Annotated in this window: 19 protein-coding genes; 10 read left to right on the forward strand and 9 right to left on the reverse strand. The window is 41.1% G+C overall.

The genetic code is table 11. From position 1 onward, the window contains the following. The 3 genes from KXV15_RS04695 to recG are packed head-to-tail and all read left to right on the forward strand — an operon-like array spanning position 1 to position 4,836. Entirely contained in the window at positions 1–1,419 is a 1,419-nt protein-coding gene (locus KXV15_RS04695; protein WP_240006994.1) for a Do family serine endopeptidase, read from the forward strand. Further along, on the forward strand, positions 1,416–2,723 hold the full coding sequence (locus tag KXV15_RS04700; protein ID WP_240006995.1) for a replication-associated recombination protein A: 1,308 nt from the start codon (positions 1,416–1,418) through the stop codon (positions 2,721–2,723). The genes KXV15_RS04695 and KXV15_RS04700 overlap by 4 nt, the downstream gene beginning before the upstream one ends. 55 nt (positions 2,724–2,778) lie before the next feature. Continuing rightward, positions 2,779–4,836, forward strand: coding sequence for an ATP-dependent DNA helicase RecG (gene recG / locus KXV15_RS04705; RefSeq protein WP_240006996.1), 2,058 nt, complete (start codon positions 2,779–2,781; stop codon positions 4,834–4,836). A gap of 29 nt (positions 4,837–4,865) precedes the next feature. On the opposite strand, the gene KXV15_RS04710 is transcribed toward recG, so the two are convergent. The 4 genes from KXV15_RS04710 to KXV15_RS04725 form a co-directional block, all read right to left on the reverse strand. Beyond that, positions 4,866–5,837, reverse strand: a complete 972-nt coding sequence (locus KXV15_RS04710; protein WP_240006997.1) for a hypothetical protein — start codon at positions 5,835–5,837, stop codon at positions 4,866–4,868. A gap of 58 nt (positions 5,838–5,895) precedes the next feature. Continuing rightward, entirely contained in the window at positions 5,896–6,474 is a 579-nt protein-coding gene (locus KXV15_RS04715; RefSeq protein ID WP_240006998.1) for a YqaA family protein, read from the reverse strand. Positions 6,475–6,614: 140 nt separating this feature from the next. Then, positions 6,615–7,004 carry a hypothetical protein gene (locus tag KXV15_RS04720; RefSeq protein ID WP_240006999.1) on the reverse strand — a complete coding sequence of 130 codons (390 nt, stop codon included), beginning with the start codon at positions 7,002–7,004 and terminating at the stop codon, positions 6,615–6,617. 53 nt (positions 7,005–7,057) lie between these two features. Next, complete coding sequence (locus KXV15_RS04725; protein WP_240007000.1) at positions 7,058–7,414, reverse strand: DUF1491 family protein; 357 nt, start codon at positions 7,412–7,414, stop codon at positions 7,058–7,060. Between the two features lie 46 nt (positions 7,415–7,460). Between KXV15_RS04725 and KXV15_RS04730 the strand changes: the two genes are divergently transcribed. Further along, entirely contained in the window at positions 7,461–8,291 is an 831-nt protein-coding gene (locus tag KXV15_RS04730; protein WP_240007001.1) for a hypothetical protein, read from the forward strand. On the opposite strand, the gene KXV15_RS04735 is transcribed toward KXV15_RS04730, so the two are convergent. Further along, positions 8,288–9,424, reverse strand: coding sequence for a sensor histidine kinase (locus KXV15_RS04735; RefSeq protein ID WP_240007002.1), 1,137 nt, complete (start codon positions 9,422–9,424; stop codon positions 8,288–8,290). The genes KXV15_RS04730 and KXV15_RS04735 overlap by 4 nt on opposite strands. 225 nt (positions 9,425–9,649) lie before the next feature. Between KXV15_RS04735 and KXV15_RS04740 the strand changes: the two genes are divergently transcribed. Then, positions 9,650–10,072 carry a SufE family protein gene (locus KXV15_RS04740; protein WP_240007003.1) on the forward strand — a complete coding sequence of 141 codons (423 nt, stop codon included), beginning with the start codon at positions 9,650–9,652 and terminating at the stop codon, positions 10,070–10,072. A 5-nt stretch (positions 10,073–10,077) separates the two neighbouring features. On the opposite strand, the gene KXV15_RS04745 is transcribed toward KXV15_RS04740, so the two are convergent. The 4 genes from KXV15_RS04745 to KXV15_RS04760 form a co-directional block, all read right to left on the reverse strand. After that, a complete protein-coding gene (locus KXV15_RS04745) occupies positions 10,078–10,437 on the reverse strand; it encodes a helix-turn-helix domain-containing protein (RefSeq protein ID WP_240007004.1) in 360 nt (119 codons plus the stop codon). Between the two features lie 98 nt (positions 10,438–10,535). Further along, positions 10,536–11,006, reverse strand: a complete 471-nt coding sequence (locus KXV15_RS04750; RefSeq protein ID WP_240007005.1) for a PAS domain-containing protein — start codon at positions 11,004–11,006, stop codon at positions 10,536–10,538. Positions 11,007–11,361: 355 nt separating this feature from the next. Continuing rightward, a complete protein-coding gene (locus KXV15_RS04755; protein ID WP_240007006.1) occupies positions 11,362–12,591 on the reverse strand; it encodes a DUF2336 domain-containing protein in 1,230 nt (409 codons plus the stop codon). A 135-nt stretch (positions 12,592–12,726) separates the two neighbouring features. Beyond that, positions 12,727–14,502, reverse strand: a complete 1,776-nt coding sequence (locus KXV15_RS04760) for an acyl-CoA dehydrogenase (protein ID WP_240007007.1) — start codon at positions 14,500–14,502, stop codon at positions 12,727–12,729. Between the two features lie 302 nt (positions 14,503–14,804). Between KXV15_RS04760 and KXV15_RS04765 the strand changes: the two genes are divergently transcribed. The 5 genes from KXV15_RS04765 (at position 14,805) to KXV15_RS04785 (ending at position 18,900) form a co-directional block, all read left to right on the forward strand. Next, positions 14,805–15,476: a YceI family protein gene (locus tag KXV15_RS04765; RefSeq protein ID WP_240007008.1), complete on the forward strand. Its 672-nt coding sequence runs from the start codon at positions 14,805–14,807 to the stop codon at positions 15,474–15,476. 17 nt (positions 15,477–15,493) lie between these two features. Continuing rightward, a complete protein-coding gene (locus KXV15_RS04770) occupies positions 15,494–16,036 on the forward strand; it encodes a cytochrome b (RefSeq protein ID WP_240007009.1) in 543 nt (180 codons plus the stop codon). A gap of 12 nt (positions 16,037–16,048) precedes the next feature. Next, the gene (locus KXV15_RS04775) at positions 16,049–16,627 is read left to right on the forward strand and encodes a YceI family protein (RefSeq protein WP_240007010.1); all 579 of its coding nucleotides are present in this window, start codon (positions 16,049–16,051) and stop codon (positions 16,625–16,627) included. A 42-nt stretch (positions 16,628–16,669) separates the two neighbouring features. Beyond that, entirely contained in the window at positions 16,670–17,626 is a 957-nt protein-coding gene (locus KXV15_RS04780) for an L-threonylcarbamoyladenylate synthase (protein ID WP_240007011.1), read from the forward strand. 182 nt (positions 17,627–17,808) lie between these two features. Next, on the forward strand, positions 17,809–18,900 hold the full coding sequence (locus KXV15_RS04785) for a hypothetical protein (protein ID WP_240007012.1): 1,092 nt from the start codon (positions 17,809–17,811) through the stop codon (positions 18,898–18,900). The last annotated feature ends 221 nt before the right edge of the window (positions 18,901–19,121 follow it).

The raw sequence follows: 19,121 nt of genomic DNA on the forward strand, positions 1-19,121 counted from the left end.
ATGATAGTGAAATTATTGGTCGCAGCGGGTATGGGCGGTCTTGCCGCCATTGGTGTCCCGAAACTTCTGGATAATCAAAAGCCCGCTCAGTCAACTACATTGGTTGCCGATAATCAATCTTCACGCATTGTCCCGCCCACCAAAACTGATGCCATAATGTCATATTCGCCAGTGGTAAAAAAGGCATCGGGCGCGGTGGTGAATGTTTATGCCCAATCAATCCAAAAGGGTCGAGTTGCACTTGACCCTTTTTGGGGTTTGTTGAAAATCCCTGATAAAGCGCAACAATCACAAGGCTCTGGTGTTATTGTCCGTGATAATGGGGTTATTGTTACCAATAATCACGTTGTTGAAGGTGCACAGCAATTGGTTGTGGTTTTGGGCGATCGTCGTGAATTTCCTGCCAAAGTTATTGTTACTGATCCGCGCACCGATTTGGCGGTTTTGAAAATTGATACTGCCGGTGAAAAACTGCCAACCCTAAATTTTGCCAATACCCAAAGCGCCCAAGTTGGGGATCAGGTTTTGGCAATTGGTAATCCGTTTGGTGTCGGGCAAACCGTTACGGCGGGTATTATTTCGGCACTAGCCAGAACCGACGTCGGTATTACCGATTATTCGTTTTTCATTCAAACCGATGCCTCGATTAACCCTGGGAATTCCGGTGGCGCCTTGGTTGATATGAATGGCAATTTGGTTGGTATTAATACCGCCATATTCTCGCAAAGTGGTTCATCTGCGGGTGTTGGTTTTGCCATTCCTGCGGAAATGGTGAAACGCGTGGTTGATGGCGCGGTTTCAACTGGAAAAGTCGTTCGTGCATGGACTGGTATTGGTGGGCAAACTGTTACCAACGACATTGCCAAGACCATGAATTTACCAAAGCCATCTGGTGTTTTAATTACCGACATTTATCCTGATACTGCCGCCGCCAAAGCAGGTTTAAAGCGGGGTGATGTTGTTGTTGCCCTTAGCGGTACTGCGGTAACTGATGCTAGTTCACTTAGATATTTGGCGGCAACCAAGGCGCCGGGTGAAGATATTGTTTTTGAATATTATCGCGGTGGCAATAAGCAAACCGCAAGCGGAAAGCTTACGTCCCCTGCTGGCAGCCGTGGTGATGAAAAGGCAATCAATGGCAAAAATAGCTTTGATGGTATGAAAATCGTTACTCTTTCGCCTGCTGTTGCCGATGATTTGGGCATTGATATGTTCCAAAAAGGTGTCGTAATCACCAATGTTGATGGTAGTTCAATTGCCGCACGCTCTGGCTTTCAAATTGGTGATGTAGTGCTTGAAATAAATGGTCAGCCTGTTACAAACGTCAAAGACTTTGAAAGCAAACTTGGCTCTGGTCGTCAGGGGCAGGTAACTATTTTACGCAATGGTCAGGCGATTACGGCAGTTTTATTTTTGTGAGCGATGATTTATTCGGTACCGAAGAAAAGCCAGTGGTGGGCGGTGATTTTCGCCCATTATCAGAAATCTTGCGCCCAAAATCTATTGCCGAAGTTGTCGGCCAAGACCATCTTTTAAGTGATGATGCCCCATTGGGGCAAATGCTTTTGCAAAAACGTTTATCATCCCTAATCCTTTGGGGGCCGGCGGGGGTGGGGAAAACCACAATTGCAAGGCTTTTGGCGCAAACAACGGGTATGGAATTTTTGCCATTATCTGCGGTTTTTTCCGGTGTCGGTGATTTAAAAAAGGCGTTCGAGCAGGCAGAAAAATATAAACAAATGGGGCGTAAAACCCTTTTATTTGTTGACGAGATTCACCGTTTTAACCGTGCGCAACAAGATGGTTTTTTACCCTATGTCGAGAGTGGTTTGGTGACATTGGTGGGTGCAACCACTGAAAATCCTTCTTTCGAGCTTAATTCGGCACTTTTATCGCGCGCACGGGTATTTGTTTTAAACGCGCTTGATGAATTTGCGCTTAATCAATTAATTGATCGCGCCGAAGCCCATTTTAATCAACAAGGCGTGTTTGAAAATGATGCGCGTGAAGCCTTGATTTCACTATGCGATGGGGATGGGCGTTATTTATTAAATCTGGCGGGTGAAATTCTTGCGCTCAATAAGGGTGATAAAATCACTTCCGAACAGGTTTTGAAATTCGCGCAAAAAAAGCCGCAAGCCTATGATAAAAATAAGGATGAGCATTACAACCTTATTTCTGCCCTTCATAAATCGGTGCGGGCATCCGACCCCGATGCGGCGCTTTATTGGCTTGCGCGGATGTTAAATGGCGGCGAAGACCCAATGTTTATTGCGCGCCGCGTAATTCGCATGGCATCCGAAGATATTGGTCTTGCTGAACCCAATGCCTTATCGGTCTGTATTGCTGCCAAAGAGGCATATCACCATTTGGGAACGCCAGAAGGTGAATTGGCATTGGCACAGGCGGTGGTGCATCTTGCCTGTGCGCCCAAATCAAATGCGGTTTATACGGCATTTAAAGCGGCACAGGTTTTGGCGAAACAAACCCAAAATGAAATGCCGCCCAAACATTTCCTTAATGCCCCAACCAAAATGATGAAGGATTTGGGCTATGGGAAATCCTATCAATATGACCCGGATGTTGTGGGTGGGGTCTCTGGTCTTTCTGGTTTTCCCGATCGCATGGGGCAACCAAAACTCTATGAACCCAAAGACGCAGGCGCAGAGGCACGGATTTTACCAAAACTAGAAGCCTGGCGCAAATTACGCGGCGAGAAATAGCTTGTAATAATTTCAACGCCTTGCCCTTTTTTCAATATCAATATAATCTCGTGGAATGCGACCAAGCTTTTTAAATCCTATGTTTTTGCCTGTTATCCGTATTAATGGTGTGGGGCCAAAAACTGCGCCATTAATTGAAAAGGCAATTGGCGGGGATTTGGTAAAGGATGCGGCATTGCATCTGCCGTTTCGTTATCTTGATCGCAGGTTTAATTCAAAAATTGCCGATGCCAAAACCGGCACCAATGCGAATTTTGAGGTTTTTGTTGATGCCCATGAACCTGCGGTTAAAAATCGCCCTTACCGCGTGCGGGTTTCCGATGATACGGGTTTTTTAACGCTTGTATTTTTCAATCCCAATCCAAAATATTTGGCTTCCCGTCTGCCGATTGGGGCAACCCGCATTATTACGGGGGAGGTGATTGAAAGATATAATGAAAAACAAATGATGCATCCGTCACGCATTCTTGATTTGGATAGTGACGAGTTAAATGTGCATTTTGAACCGGTTTACGCCAATGTTGCCAGTCTTTCGCAAAAAACCTTGGGCAAGATTTGTAAAGAGGCGGCACGTCCTGCCGCCGATTTTCCTGATTGGTTGTCTGATGATTTAAAATTCCAATATGGCTGGCAAAGCTTTGGTCAGGCATTGCAAACTGCACATAACCCACAACATGAAAGCGATATTTTACCAGATGCCAAGGCGCGCGAACGCCTTGCCTTTGATGAACTTTTGGCGCGGCAATTAACCCTGCAAATTGCAAATAATGCCCGCAATGATGACGTTGCCGAACCCTTGATTGGTGATGGAAAATTGACCCATGCTTTGATTGCCAAAACAGGTTATGTCCCAACCAATGCACAGGCGCGGGCTTTTAATGATATTGCCACCGATTTGGCGCGCACCCGCCCAATGCTTCGGCTGTTGCAGGGGGATGTTGGCGCGGGGAAAACGCTTGTAGCGGCGTGGGGCTGCGCCAAGGCGTGTGAAGCGAAAATGCAATCGGCATTCATGGCGCCCACGGAAATATTGGCAACGCAGCATTTTAATTCGCTGAATAGAATATTTGAAGAAATTGGCATTCGTGCAGCTCTCCTTAGTGGTAAGGTAAAGGGTGCAGCACGGCGCGATATTCTTGAGCAATTGGAAGCAGGGGAAATTGATGTTCTTTTTGGAACTCATGCGCTGTTTCAAGAAAAAGTAATTTTCAAACACTTAGCATTTGTTGTGATTGATGAACAGCACCGCTTTGGTGTTAACGCGCGGCGTGCGCTTTTGCAAAAGGGGCGGATGCCGCATTTATTATCAATGTCGGCAACGCCAATTCCGCGCACGCTTTCGATGGCGCTTTATGGCGATATGGATACAAGTATTTTGGATGAGAAACCAAAAGGGCGTGAAGAAATTGCAACCCGCGCCATGCCGATGGATAAATTACCGGAACTTGAGGCGGCGGTGCGGCGTGCAATCCAAAATGATGACCGCGTTTATTGGATTTGCCCATTGGTTGAAGAAAGTGAGAATTTGGATGTTACAAATGTCCTTGATCGCTTTAATCACCTAAAAGCGCTATTTGGGGACAAGGTCGCACTTATTCACGGGCGTTTAAAAGCGGCCGAAAAAGATGCGGCAATGGAACGTTTTAGGGTTGGGGATGCAAAAATTCTGGTTGCCACCACAGTGATTGAGGTGGGGGTCGATGTCAAAGAGGCAAGCATTATAATTATCGAACATTCAGAACGCTTTGGCTTGGCACAATTGCACCAATTGCGCGGGCGGGTGGGGCGCGGCGATAAAAAAAGCCATTGTTTATTGCTTTATCAATCACCACTTGGTGAAACCGCCAAAAGCCGGATTGAAACCTTGCGCGATACCAATGACGGCTTTGCTATTGCCGAAAAAGATTTTGAATTGCGCGGTGGTGGTGACTTATTGGGACTTAAACAGACCGGACTTCCAAATTTTAAAATTGCCGATATCGCAATTCATAAAGATATTTTACCAATTGCCAGAAGCTATGCCAAAGAAATGCTTAAAAATAATAATGCAAAGGATATGATTGACGGCATCATACAGCTTTTTGATTTGAATGATGCCGTTCACGCAGATTAGTTTTGTTTGCGCGGTTTTAGGGCGAATAATTATTTCGCGGCACACATTTTCTTGCTGTCTTCATCATATAATAGCGCGACACTGCATTCACCAGTTATATCTGAAAAAACTGCTTCAACATTGCCGTCTTTATCAGAACAACCTTTTTTAACGCCATTAGGGTGGTGTATCTCATAGGCCTGATTGGCGTAAACATCGCCAGCGGGCGAAGTAATTTTAAATGGCCCACATTTGCATTGCTCACCAATTATGCCATTGCACGATGAACCTTTTGGCGCGTCCATCAATTGAAAGGGCTTTAGGTCTTGTGAATCTTTTGAAAAAATCAAAGAAATTTCAGGGGAATTTTTCATGTTAAAATTCCACTCAAGTGCCACCATGCCATCGCCTAAATCATAAGATTTATTTGCGTTATGTTTTAAAACCCATTCTTTTGGTAATTCGACACGGGTTAGTAATTTGAATTTCTTCAGATAGTTTTCGATAAAGTCTCTAAACAAAGGATCCTGTTTGTCGTTTTCATTATAGCCTTGTTTATCCGCACCATCATAACCTTGTGTAACCGAATATATTTGATAGGCATTGTTTGATAATTGATTATATGCCGTAAAGCGTAAAAATGTCGGGATTTCGTCATCCCCATTTCCACTTAAAAGTTTTGTATCCCACAAATTATTAAGGCTTGTGTTTTCGTGCCATTTTAAATGATAGGTATCGGGGGCGATTTTATAAATATCGCTTAGATAGTCTTTTTGCTTTAGATTTTCAAAAGACTGTTTGCGATATTCATTTACATCAAACTTTTCACCCTTTTCTCGGTAAATGCTTTTGATAAAGCCTTCGAGGTTATTGAATGTGCCTTCATAGGTCGCGCTTATTTTACCGTCTCTGCCAATTTTAATCGTCTCTTTTACATCTTGCGGGGAATAGGCAATACAGCCTGCAACAAAAGCAATAAATAAAAGCAAAAATGGGGTAATTGCACGGCTGAGTTTTGGCATTACATAACCTATGAAATAATCAAAACTCTTTTAGACCAATTATTTAAATAATAAAGCGCTATATTTTGGTAACAATCCAAAAGCCAAGAACGATAATTACGGCAAGTGCGCCAGTGACCCAATAAAGCTGTTTTTCGATAAATGGTTCAATACTTGGGCCAAATTTTGCCCCCGCCCAGGCCACAAGGAAAAAGCGTGCTGCACGGGTTATTGCCGATGCCAAAACAAAAATTCCAAAGTTAAAATGCGCAAGGCCAGAGGCAATAGTCACAAGTTTAAACGGGATAGGGGTCAAGCCTTTTATGAAAATAATCAATGCGCCCCATTTTTGGTATTGCTCCTGAAAATGCACCAATTTGTCGTCATAATGATAGAAGTGCATTAATGGTTTGCCGATTGAATCCATCAAAAACATACCAATTGCATAACCAAAACACCCACCTAATACCGAGAAAATCGTCGCGATTATTGCCGTGCGCACCCAACGCTCAGGTCGCATAGTGGACATTGGCAAAATCATAATATCAACGGGAATTGGAAAGAAAGAGGCCTCTGCAAATGAAACCATCGCCAATGTTGGTTCTGCTTTATCAGAAGCAGAAAGATCACGTAATTTTTGGTATGTCTTTTTAAGCATTACGTGCCTTTAAAGAGTTTTCATTATATTTTGAATAAGTATTTGCACATTGCCTTGTCCTTTGCGTGACATTGCAAAGATAAAGACCATTGTTGATATAAAACTAATCAATCGGAAATACCCGAATGCCAATCCCCGAACTAACCCGGAATTTTTGACCAGATTACATCATTTATCATATTACTGCTAAGGCGACCTTGATCTTGTAAGGAATTAAAAGCCCCCAAAATCGTCAAATCAGTATTGGCAAGGCGATAACCAATTTGCGCCGGTGATTTTACCTTTGCCGTAGTTGGAACAAAAACCGCCGCATTGGCCTTTGACTTTGAATTTAAAATCCATGCCAGAGCTGCCGCCTTTTCAGGCTGATTTATGTGGAAATTAGGGTCAAGAACAAAAGCATTTTGTAGCGCCAGAATAATATCACCAAGACCAGATTTATTAATTAATTGATGTGGCACACCCGCTCTATCAAGCAATTCGATGCCGCCTGCGATTTTTAAAATTCTGTCGTTCAGCAAGAATAGCAAGAAAATCTCCCAATGTCGTAATTGTGTTGTATCAGAAAACAGTAAAGATTTAATTATTCAACGGTTTCCGTGAGAAAATGCCGCAGTTCCTTATCATCAATTTCAACAATCCAAACATCACGATCCTGTTTAATTCGTTTTTCAATATACTCATCGGTATGTTTCTCGGCAATATGATATTCATTTTCGCCTTTGATTATAGTTTGTGAAATATCAACAAAGATTAAATCACCATCCATATTGCGTGATTGAATTAGAATGCGCGGGATTTGTCGAAAGCCGGTGACTTTTATAATTATGCTTCCGGCGTCTTCATCACCCTTGTGAACAATATAGCCTGATGCACCTGCCGCGTGGGCGCGTGCTAAAAGGGCATCAACCCAAAATCTAATTTTTATATTGCGCGTCATCTAATTATTTTACTTCAAATTAAAGGAATTTTGCCAAGACAATTATATGAAACATTTTAATACTCTGATAATCACGATTTGCCTTTCAATATTTTATGCGAATTCAGCATCAGCACAAGTTTCACCGCTTGAACAAACTTTTGCTGAACGGGTCGCAATGCGTGAACTTGATAAAAGATGTAATCTTTTTACCCCGTTTGAAAGGCGCGCAATGAATGCCTTTGTGATGCAGGCGCGCGGTGATATTTTACGTCAAAGCTGGAATATGGATAGGGTTAATTTGTTAATCAGCCAAGCCAAGCAGGGGGTGGCGAATAAATCATGTTCGGATCCAATGGTGCTTAGTGAGACCAATCGTTTAAAGAAAGCCTATAATGGCTGGAAGTCGCAATTTATTGTGCAATATCCCGGCGAAAAAAGTTCTTGGACCGCATCGCGTGCCGGTGTAGATAATTGGCGGGCATGGCAAGATGTTGGAGGCGGGGTAAAGGTTGGTTATGTTTTGGCGCAAAATGGTTTAGCGTTTGCGATTGAAACCAATAATACATCAATTGCTGGTGCGCGAATATATCTACGTAATAGCTTAAAAATAGGATTGCCAACCCAATCAATGCGCGGCAGGCCGGCCCTACGAATTGGAACGGATTCTTATATGGCGTCATATTCGATTGAAGCGCAAACCAAAAGAAGCGTTGATAGCCGTGCGGCAAGTGGAAAGTTATTTGTTTTTTCCAATGAGGTTACACGCAAAACCGCAACCCTTGATCCACGTGATTATTATGAGATTGAGTTGTTTGACGCAATGGGGCGCACATCATCATATGTTGTTGAGGTGGGGGATGTTATTACCGCCTTTGCCTTTGGTGCCGAGCTTTAATTTTTTGGCAATTCAACCAAAACCTTGGTGCCTTTGCCAGGGGTTGAACTAAAACTAAGTTTGCCATTATGAAAATCAACCAGCTTTTTAACAAGGCTAAGGCCGAGGCCTGTGCTGCGTGTATTCTGAGGGTTATTTTCGCCTGATACATATGCCTCGGTGATGTGTTTTAATTCCTCTTCATCCATGCCCTTGCCGGTATCGCTTACTTCGATCCAGATTTTTGTGTCATTCCCAAAGCAGGATAAATTTATCTGTCCGCCTTGGGGTGTGAATTTAATTGCATTTGAAATTAGGTTCAAAATAATTTGCCTGACCGAGCGGGCATCACATTTTGCCATTAATTCACCAATGCCATAAAAATTAAGGTTTACACCTTGGCGGCTTGCGTTCTCTTTCATTAATGAAATTGCGCTTTTGCAAATTTCAACCATATTATTTTCGGTGAAATTTAGGGAATATTTGCCAGCCTCAATTTTTGACATATCGAGAATGTCGCCAACTAAATCAAGCAAGTGATTGCCGCTTTGTTGAATATAGCCAATATATTCTTTGTATTTATTATCTAATGGGCCAAAAACCTCTTCTTGCATCGTGTCGGCAAATCCAAGAATGGCATTTAATGGGGTTCTTATTTCATGGCTCATTTCCGCGAAATATTGGCTTTGATTGCTTGGCTTTTCTATGATTTCTTGGCGCACAATTTCTTGTGCTACAAGATTTGTATTTGCAGTTTTAATGAAAAATAGGCGAAATGCCAAATAGGTTGAATATATTATTACCAACCAAATTGCCCAATCATAATATGTGGCACCAATTAATTTTCCCCATAAGAATGAGTAAATTAAAAGGATTATTGCCACCACAAACGTGCTTATGATGCCGATGGATTTTGAAATATCATAATTTAATGCTGCAAGTATTATCCAGACACAAACAATGCCGGTAACACCGCCAAGCCCGCCGTAAATTGCGCCAAGGAAAATCGCAGCAGCAGCAACAAGAAGCAAAATAATTTGTTTCTTAACGTTGAAAATCGCTAAAATAATTGAAAGAAAAAGTAATGCGGACGAATAGGTAATAATATCGCGAAAGAAAACATTGCCCTTGTTAAGCGCAAAATTCAAAGTCATAAAAATGGCAATAAAAAACGCCCCGCCAATGTCGATTATCATCGGCAGACCAAAACTTTTTTTATTAATAACAGTTTTGTTTAATTCCATTTTCTTTCAATGGTCTAATATATAGATAAATATTGGTGTGGTCGCGCCATTTCCCTTAATTGGCGAGAAAAAACTGCAATTAACGGATTGTATTTGCATTTCTCGCTTTATAAGGGGTAGGGGATAGGAAATATCATGTCTGAAGTTGCGGAACGTATCGAAGAATTAAAAGGTGAATTTGAATTCCTTGACGATTGGGAAGACCGCTATCGTTATATTATCGATATTGGTAAAGACCTTGCGCCTTTAACGCCTGAACAAAAGAATGATGAAACCAAGGTTCGTGGTTGCACCTCGCAGGTTTGGCTGATTATGGAAAAAGATGCACAAAGCGGCAATCTTGTTTTTCATGGCGAAAGCGATTCAACCCTTGTGCAAGGGTTGGTTGGGGTTTTAATTCGAATTTATTCAAATGCAAAAGCATCTGATATTGTCGCTATACCGCCGGAACAGGCGCTTTCGGAATTGCAATTATTTGATGCCTTGTCTCCAAGTCGCGCCAATGGCTTAAAATCAATGGCCAAGAAAATTATTGAATTTGCCAATTTGAATTCTTAGGCAGTCTAATTTTTAATATTTGCGGCGGGTGGGATTTCATTCAAAAGCCGCTCAATATTATCAAGATAATTGTCAAAATCCGCTTCATCGCGCTTGTCTTCAATAAGGTTGCAGGCATATGAAACTGTGGTTCTGTCACGACCAAATGCACTTGCGACGCGGTTAATGCTAATGCCAAAACCAACATGGGTAAGATACATTGCCATTTGGCGGGCAAAGGCATTTTGTGGCGTACCACGTGTTGGCGCGATAAGGTCGTCTTTTATGCCAGTTGAAAAGGCAACAATTTCGCTGACAATGCGGACAATTGCCATATCTTTTTCAACTTCGGCGATTTTTTCTTTTTGTGATATACGATTATTCATTTCATGCTCTTTAAAAATTCCAAGAACACAAAATTAAACAAAGCTTGTTTTTGTTGTTACTGTTATAAATAACAGGTGTTTTTTTACAGCTTTAAATATTACGCGCTACGTTTGAATTGCATTGCCCAAACCGGCGCGCGCGTGCCACCAATACATAAATCAAGGCCGATAACGGCATTAACAATGCCATTTTCACCTAATGGCAGGCGGAGCCAATGCCGTTCTTGACCATGGCGTGAAATGCTTTGGATTTCTGCTAAACCACATTCAGGGTTTTTGTTATTGATAATTTCTTCAATAGTATCAATAGAGCCGCAAATTCCACGTTTTAAAAGGGTTTCTTTGGGGTCAGAGCTAAAGATATCGCGCAGGTTGGATCCAACAACGCGCACTTTATAGTTTTCGCCATCTGTTGCTTCAATTAACGAAATAAACGGTAATAATGGGCCGAAGCCACATGGGGAGAATGTCTTACGACTTGGCATATCCTTGCCTGCCGCAGCCATGCGCCACACATCAAATAAAAACCGCTGTTCGTCCAAAACCAATCTGGATCTAAAGTTTTCCACTGCAAGCCCCTAAAGTAGAATCCGTGTTTTATTTGCTATTTGCCCCCTGGTGCATCCGGTTGTTAATTGAAACAATTAGCGTAACAAGATGTAACCAATTTAAAATCTTGCATCCAAAACCTTGATTTTGTTGCAAGAAGAAAAACGCATTTTTGATTTGTTTTTCTCTGAGAATCAGTATCGGTGATTTGGGTGGGTTTGCGCAAGAGTCTAAGTGCTAATAAAGTAATAATTTTTTAACTTTTACTGCAAATTGTCGTTTCGGGTGCGAAACAATCCTTAATTCAAGCCATATTAAATATAGCCTAAATAAAGAATATAAATGATTACTTTGATATTACTTTAATAATACTTATTAGCTACCAAAAACTAGACGTGAAGTCTTTAAAGAAGTCGAAAAATCAAGGTTTTCGTCTTCTTCCATTTGGCTTGCAATAATTGGTGACATTGCAGACGTTAAAGACCAATTCCAATATCTAAGCACGGTTTGGGCGCAATTTATCGACAATGTATCGTAAATTAATGACGCACGAGCGAAGGCATCTGGTTCATCGGAAATATCATTGATTGGTCGATTAAGACCACGCCAAATCATACGAAGATGGCGACGTTTTAGGCCGGTTGCCTTGCACAATACGGCAATTGGTTCACCGGCAGGGTCGGTGAAAATTTGTGCACCACACGCAGGTTTGATGCCGGCAAGAAATGAAATCTCACGGATTGTATCAAGGCTAAATTCAGCTTCAAGCGCTTCGACAGCCGCTTCAAGTGACGCAAATGGTGATTTTTCAATTGCCGCACGGTTTCTTTGGCGGCGTTCAATAAATTGCAGACTTTTGCGAACCACTGGATCTTGCCAATTATCCGCAGCAGCACGGGAATAAAGATCCTGTGCGGCATCAAGCAGTGTTAGTCTTTCTACCGCAAAGCGTTGCAAGATGCGTTTTCTGTCATCTGCATTTGCCCACCAAAACATGGTTAGCGCGTGTGATGGGCGAAGCTCACTCCGTTTTAGGAGGTAAGTTACAAGTTCATTATATGTCTTTGACATCGCGGTTAATGTTTCAACCGCATTATTGGCAAGACGTGAACCTTCATTGCGTAATAGCGCAATACAAACATCAAGTTCGCCAAATTCAACCAATACATCGCTAACAACTTCGTTAACAGCTTTGCGTTGGGCAATAAGGATGCGATGCTCAACATTAACGGTTGGTGCTTTGGCGCAGGCAATTAAATCTGAATCATTGAAAGAATTAGAAACTTGTAAAAGAGGACGCGCAACCTCAATCTCATCACGTGATAAAAAGCGTAATAAAAGTGGCGGTGCTTCAATTAATTGTGAAATTCTTTTTGCACAACGAACGCGGGTTTGCAATTCAACATCGCGCAGCATTTCGATAAGCAAGTCTGCTGCCATGTGACGTTCTTGTGGGGTAATTCTTGATGATGGCAGGCCGACAACATCCTGAAGGCGGCGGAATAATAACGCACGTGTGCGCACCATTGACAGATTTGTATCGTCAAGGAAAGAAAGCCCCTCATTAGGAGTTTCATTTATACCGTCTGGTGATATCTGCTGCATACTATTTGCCATTACTCTAATAATATGCATGTAAATGATTAATAAACTGTATCAGAATAAGGAAAGGCACAGCATTTGTCTTGCTAAAACAAATAAATGCCGTGCCTTTGCATTTGGTTTAATTAAGAAAATTAATTAGACCGCATAATCATATTCGTTGATGCCGCAGTTTCCAGATTTAATCTTTTCACACAAAGAAGAAATCGCCGGAAGTATATTTGCAAAATAGAAATCACAAATTGCCGCCGCATTTTTGAAATTATGCTCAATTGGGCCTTTTGCGGCATTGTTTTTACCTTTTAGCAACAATGCAGCACCAAGAACGGTTCCAGCAGCTTCAAGGAAGTAATTTGCGGCAATAAGCGCATTTTGCATTCCATCGGCTGATTGCCACTTGATAAGCAATTGTGCAACTTCGCTTAATTTTTCTAATGCCGCAAGTAATGCTGCTTTTTGCTCCGCAGGAGTTTCTGCTGCATTTGCGATATTGGAAATAATTTCAACCAAATAGCCAAAGCCTTGACCTTTATCAAAAGCAAGTTTGCGGCCAATTAGGTCAATTGCCTGAATTGAGTTTGTGCCTTCATAAATTGGCGCGATACGTGCATCGCGTAAATATTGTGCCGCACCAGTTTCCTCAATAAAGCCCATGCCGCCATGAACTTGAACACCCAATGACGCGTTATCAACACCAATATCGGTTGAGAATGCTTTGGAAATTGGGGTTAGTATGCCTTCGATGCTTGACCATTTGGCTTTTTCATCACCCTCTAGGCATTCTTTCATGTCGATTGCAAAGGCGTTCAAATAGCAAATGCCGCGTGCCGCCATGGTTTTTGCATGCATAGTAAGAATTGAACGCTGAATATCAGGGTGTTTAATGATTGGTGAAGAGGTTTCAGTATCACCCAATGCTTTGCCTTGGCGGCGATCATGGGCATAAGATTTTGCTTTTTGCAATGCTGCTTCGGAAACTGAAACGCCTTGTAAACCAACATTAAGACGCGCATTGTTCATCATGGTGAACATGCAGCGCATACCAGCATTTTCGCCGCCGATAAGATAGCCAATCGCACCTTTTTCATCGCCCCAAATGCCTTCGCCATATGCCATTACGCAGGTTGGAGATGAATGGATGCCCAATTTATGCTCAACGCCGATTGGGCCGGCGTCGTTGCGGATGGTATAGTTACCGCTTGCATCTTTTAAGAATTTTGGAACGATGAAAAGCGAAATGCCTCTTGTACCTGCTGGTGCATCTGGAAGGCGCGCCAATACAAGGTGAATTGTGTTTTCGGTTAAATCATGATCGCCCCAAGTGATGAAGATTTTTTGACCATAGATTTTATAGGTTCCATCTGCTTGTGGAACTGCTTTGGTGGTTAATGCGCCAACATCCGAACCAGCTTGTGGTTCAGTTAGGTTCATTGTGCCGGTCCATTCACCGGTTAAAAGCTTTTCAAGATATTCGGCCTTTTGTTCGTCTGAACCGTGGGCATTGATTGCCTCGATTGCGCCCGCAGTAAGCATTGGGCAAAGGCTGAATGCCATATTTGCCGAACCGATTGCCTCGTTAATTGCAAGACCGATTGTGCGTGGCAAGCCCATGCCGCCAATTTCGGCATCGAATGCAGCACCTTGCCAGCCGCCTTCAACAAATGCTTGATATACGGGGCGAAGAATTTCTGGAACGACAACCTTTTTCTCATCGCTTAGTTTTGCGCCAATTTGGTCACAGGTGCGGTCGGTTGGTGCGATAACTTCATCGGCAAACTTTGCAGCTTCATCGAGGATTTGTACCCAAAGATCCGTATCAAACTCTGCAAATTTTGGGTTTTCAAGTAAATCTTGAACCTCGATTACAGAATTAAGACAATATAGCATGTCATTAAGTGGCGTTTTATATGTCATTTTACCCTCTATTTTATTTTAATCTTGAAACTTTGCGACTTTTGATTTTTAAAATCGTCTATCACACAAATATGCTGCACCGCAAAGAAAAAAATGTAGCATTATGCTAATATAAAAGTCTTATTACGCCACGTAATTTATACATTATTAGCAAGTTAAAATTTACAAATCTTAATTTGCCATGCGTTTTTATATGTCAGCTAAAAATCTTTAAAAGATTGACTAATTGCTTCTTTATTTTAATTTCTGCTTTAATGATAGCAAATCGCAATAAAGCGATTTGGTTATGCTTGGAGAAAAAAATGAAACGCACCAAAATTTTAACATTTTCTGCTGCTGCACTTGCCATTTCAACACTTGGCGGATGTGTAATCACCGATAATTCACAAGTTGTAAGTTCTGTGGTTTCTGCACCAACTGAAATTTCACCGATTGCATCAACTGCGGCAAATTTAAAAGAACAACCATCAGGCACTTATGAAATTGAACCAACCCACTCAAAAGTTTTTTGGCGTGTGACGCATATGGGCTTTTCAAACTATACTGCGGCATTGAACAAGGTTTCAGGCACACTTAATTTTGATAGTGCAAATGTAACCAATTCAAAAGTTGATATTACAATTGACCCAAATGTTGTTGATACTGGTAATCCTGCATTTGACAAAGAAATTGCCGATTTATTCTTTGAAACTGGTAAATACCCAACTATTAAATTTGTTTCAACTTCATTGGTTAAAACCGGCGATGTTACAGGTTCTTTGACCGGAAACCTTACTTTCCACGGTGTAACCAAACCTGTAACCTTGCAGGTGAAATTTAACGGTGGTAAGCTTCACCCAATGCGCGGTGTTCAGGCGATGGGTTTCTCTGCTGTTGGCAGCTTTAAACGTTCTGATTTTGGGGCGGATAAATATGTTCCAATGGTTGGCGATGAAGTAAACCTTATTATTGAAACCGAATTCTTGAAAAAATAAAATAATAAGAGGCGATAATGACAGAAGTTCAGGTTAAACGTTATAATTTCGTTGCGATGTTATTGCATTGGGCAATCTTTCTATTGCTTGTCTATGCGATTTATCTTGGCTGGTCTACTGAATCCTTGCCAAAGGAAAAAGTCCGCGAAGTTATGCAAATCCACAAAAGTGTTGGTTTAACCATTTTGCTTCTGTCATTGTTCCGCCTTGCATGGCGTATCATGAACCCACCACCGCCATTACCACCAATGTCACGTCGTGACCAAATTATTATGGCGGCAACCCATCACACTTTATATGCCCTTATGATTGGTATTCCGTTGATTGGCTGGGTTATGATTTCTTCTAGTTCTTTCAAATTTCCAACCAAGTTTTGGGGAACTTTTGAAATTCCATTATTGCCGCTTACCGGTATGGAAACATTGCATCATGTAACTGAATTCCTTCATAGCAAATTGGTTTGGGTCGGTATTGTCCTTGTGGCATTGCACTTTGCTGCTGCCTTGAAACACCAATTTGTTGATAAGGATAATCTTATCAAACGCATGTTGCCTTTTTAAACAGGTTTTAAAATGACAAAATTTAATATGAAAATGGCTGCACTGGCATTTGGTGTGGCAGGGTCTTTCGCGCCCCTAAATTCTGCATTTGCCGATGCGCCGCTTTGGAAAGTTAATGCGGCGCAAAGCGGGATTTATTGGTCAACCACTTGGACTAATCAACCCGTTACCGGAAATTTCAACAATTTTTCGGCAAATATCAAATTTAATCCTGATGATTTAAAATCTTCATCAGTGGTGGTTAATATACCGCTTAACCCGATTGCCAGCCCATCACGTGAGGCGGTGGATAATTTACCCCTAAAAGACTGGCTTGATACCAAAGCATTCCCAAATGCAAAATATGAAAGCAATTCATTCCGTAAAACCGGCGCCAATAGCTATGTAGCCGATGGTTTTTTAACGCTTAAAGGTGTTAAATATAAACTTGCATTGCCATTTACTTTGCAGACTAATGGTAATCAGGCGGTTATGAATGGCAAAGTTGTTATCGATCGTATGAAATTAAAAATCGGTCTTTCATCTGATGGCAAGGGCGAATGGGTTTCGCGTAATGTCACAGTAAATATCAAAGTGACAGCGACAAAGTAATAAATACTTGGATTTCATCCTTAATTGTTTTATTTGGCGGGTGTGAATAATATTTACCCCGCCAATTCTTTGAATATTGAACGCGCCATTGAAACCTTACAAAATGGCGAACTTATCGGTTTGCCGACCGAAACTGTTTATGGGTTAGGCGGGGATGCAACCCGCGATGATGTGGTTGCCAAGATTTTTGCCACCAAAAACCGCCCGAATTTTAACCCACTTATATCCCATGTAACGGGGCTTGAGATGGCGTCAAAATACGGTGTTTTTGATGAAATCGCGCTAAAGATTGCCGAAAAATTTTGGCAAGGGCCACTTACCATTGTTGTTCCCAAAAATAATGCTGGTGTATGCGATCTTGCCTGTGCTGGGCTTGAAACCATTGCAATACGCGCACCTAATCACCCAGTGGCACAAGAAATTATTTCGGGGTTTGGAAAACCAATTGCCGCCCCATCGGCCAATGTTTCGGGGTCAATCTCACCAACTTCGGCACGTGATGTTGCGGCTGAACTTGGTGATAAATTAGGCGTTATCATTGACGGGGGCGATTGTATTGTCGGGCTTGAAAGCACTGTTGTTGGGGTGTTTGATGGTGAAATTCATCTACTACGTAAGGGCTTTTTCACTGCCGCAGATATTGAGAAGGCAATAGGAAAACGGGTTTTAACCCCAAGCCTTAATGATGAAAACGCCCCCAAATCCCCTGGCATGTTGCTGCGCCATTATTCACCCAAAACGCCAATGATTTTAAATGCCGAAAGCGCAGATGAGGATGAGGTTTTCCTTGCGTTTGGCAAAGTTCCAACAGGTGTAAAGGGGGCATTTATCCAACTTTCGGAGAGCCAAAACCTTACCGAAGTTGCCGCTAACCTTTACCGCGCTATGCGTAACGCCGATTTACAAAACCCAAAAACTATAAAAGTTGCACACATCCCAAATGTGGGGCTAGGTGAGGCGATTAATGACAGGTTGGTGCGAGCGGCGGGCACTATTTAAAGACATGCTACTAGCTTGGGATATTGCAACAGTTATTTCTACTAAAAATTTGTATTATTAGCTTGATTTAAACAACCACAGACTAAATAATCAGCTTCAATCAATATATGAGGTTGGCTGTGCTATTAAGAAAACTGCATTTTTTTTATTTATTTAGTGCCATAATTATTGCAGCCTTTTCATTGGTTGGTAATTCATCATTCGCGAAAGATGACATATTTGCGAGTGAAACATGCTCTCAAGGTGTTTTCAATCTTGGCGCAGAAAAGAGATTTCCAACTGCAACTAAAAACCTCGAATATATTTTTGATTATTTGCATATTTTTGATGTTGAGGATGATAAATATTTTGCACCTGATCGTAGAACGGTCATGGAATATTTTAAAGTTAGTCCTGAAATAATTGAAGACTTAATTAGTGAAGATGTACCAAGTAAGGAAAAATTAATTGCGTATTATCGCCCTTTGCTTAATGAAGCAAATAATGCGCCAAATTATTTTAGAGATGATCTTGCAAATAATAATTTTGATATAAAGGATTTTACCGAAATAAATGGTTTTGTATTTATGATTCCCAAATTTTTCGAATGTTTAAATGGTATCAACAGTCAAGTTGATAAATATGACGTTGGTAATAAAATTAATATATCCGCCTTACTGGAACAATACCGTAAATATTCTTCAGAATATCTTTTAAGGCATGAAAAAGAAGTGGTTGCATATTCAGATAAAATTACAAATTCCGATAAAATTTCTGTTTATGATGCCTTTAATGCATACACTCTTACATCAATTTTGTTATATGATGATATTAGCTTATTGCAATTGTATAAAGAAGGATTTCAAAAAAAGCCTGAGCTAAAAAATAAGATTTTAAAAGCTTATGCCCATGCCCAACAAGTAATCGCACAAATTAATAATTTAAATAATAATGGGCAAAAGTGTATGATTTCTGATAATGATAAAGCAATTAGGAACAAATATATAAATCCTGACTTTGGTAATAGTAATGATATTTCTCAAAGATTGATACCGACAAACGGTATCGATATAAATTTTATAGCTTCATTTGATGTGGATGCTCAAGGGATGCCTCATAATATTACTTTCGAGCCAAAGGTTGAAGGCAAATATTTTGAAGGTGGGGATAGTGATGCGGAAAAAAACATTGCCGCTATGACTGAAAATATAAATGCTTATAATTATGTGCCAGGTCTTAAAGATTGCAAACCCTATGCAGTTAGGGGGAAAGTAAACTTTGACTTTAAAGAATAGCGTATAGATAAAATATGCAAAAAATGGATAAGTTATAAAGACTGCTTTGATTATGTATATGGATATAAAGCGGGCGATTAACGACAGGTTACAACGTGCTGCCGGGTTAAATAAATAATAGAAAAACTAAAGTCATATAAGCATAAAATAGAAGTTATTGATTAAATCCTCTTTTTGCCTCTAGAAATTATATTTTGAGAGGATTTTGTACAACCTTCAAG

The organism is Pseudaquidulcibacter saccharophilus (assembly GCF_019455445.1).
Classification (GTDB): domain Bacteria; phylum Pseudomonadota; class Alphaproteobacteria; order Caulobacterales; family Aquidulcibacteraceae; genus Pseudaquidulcibacter; species Pseudaquidulcibacter saccharophilus.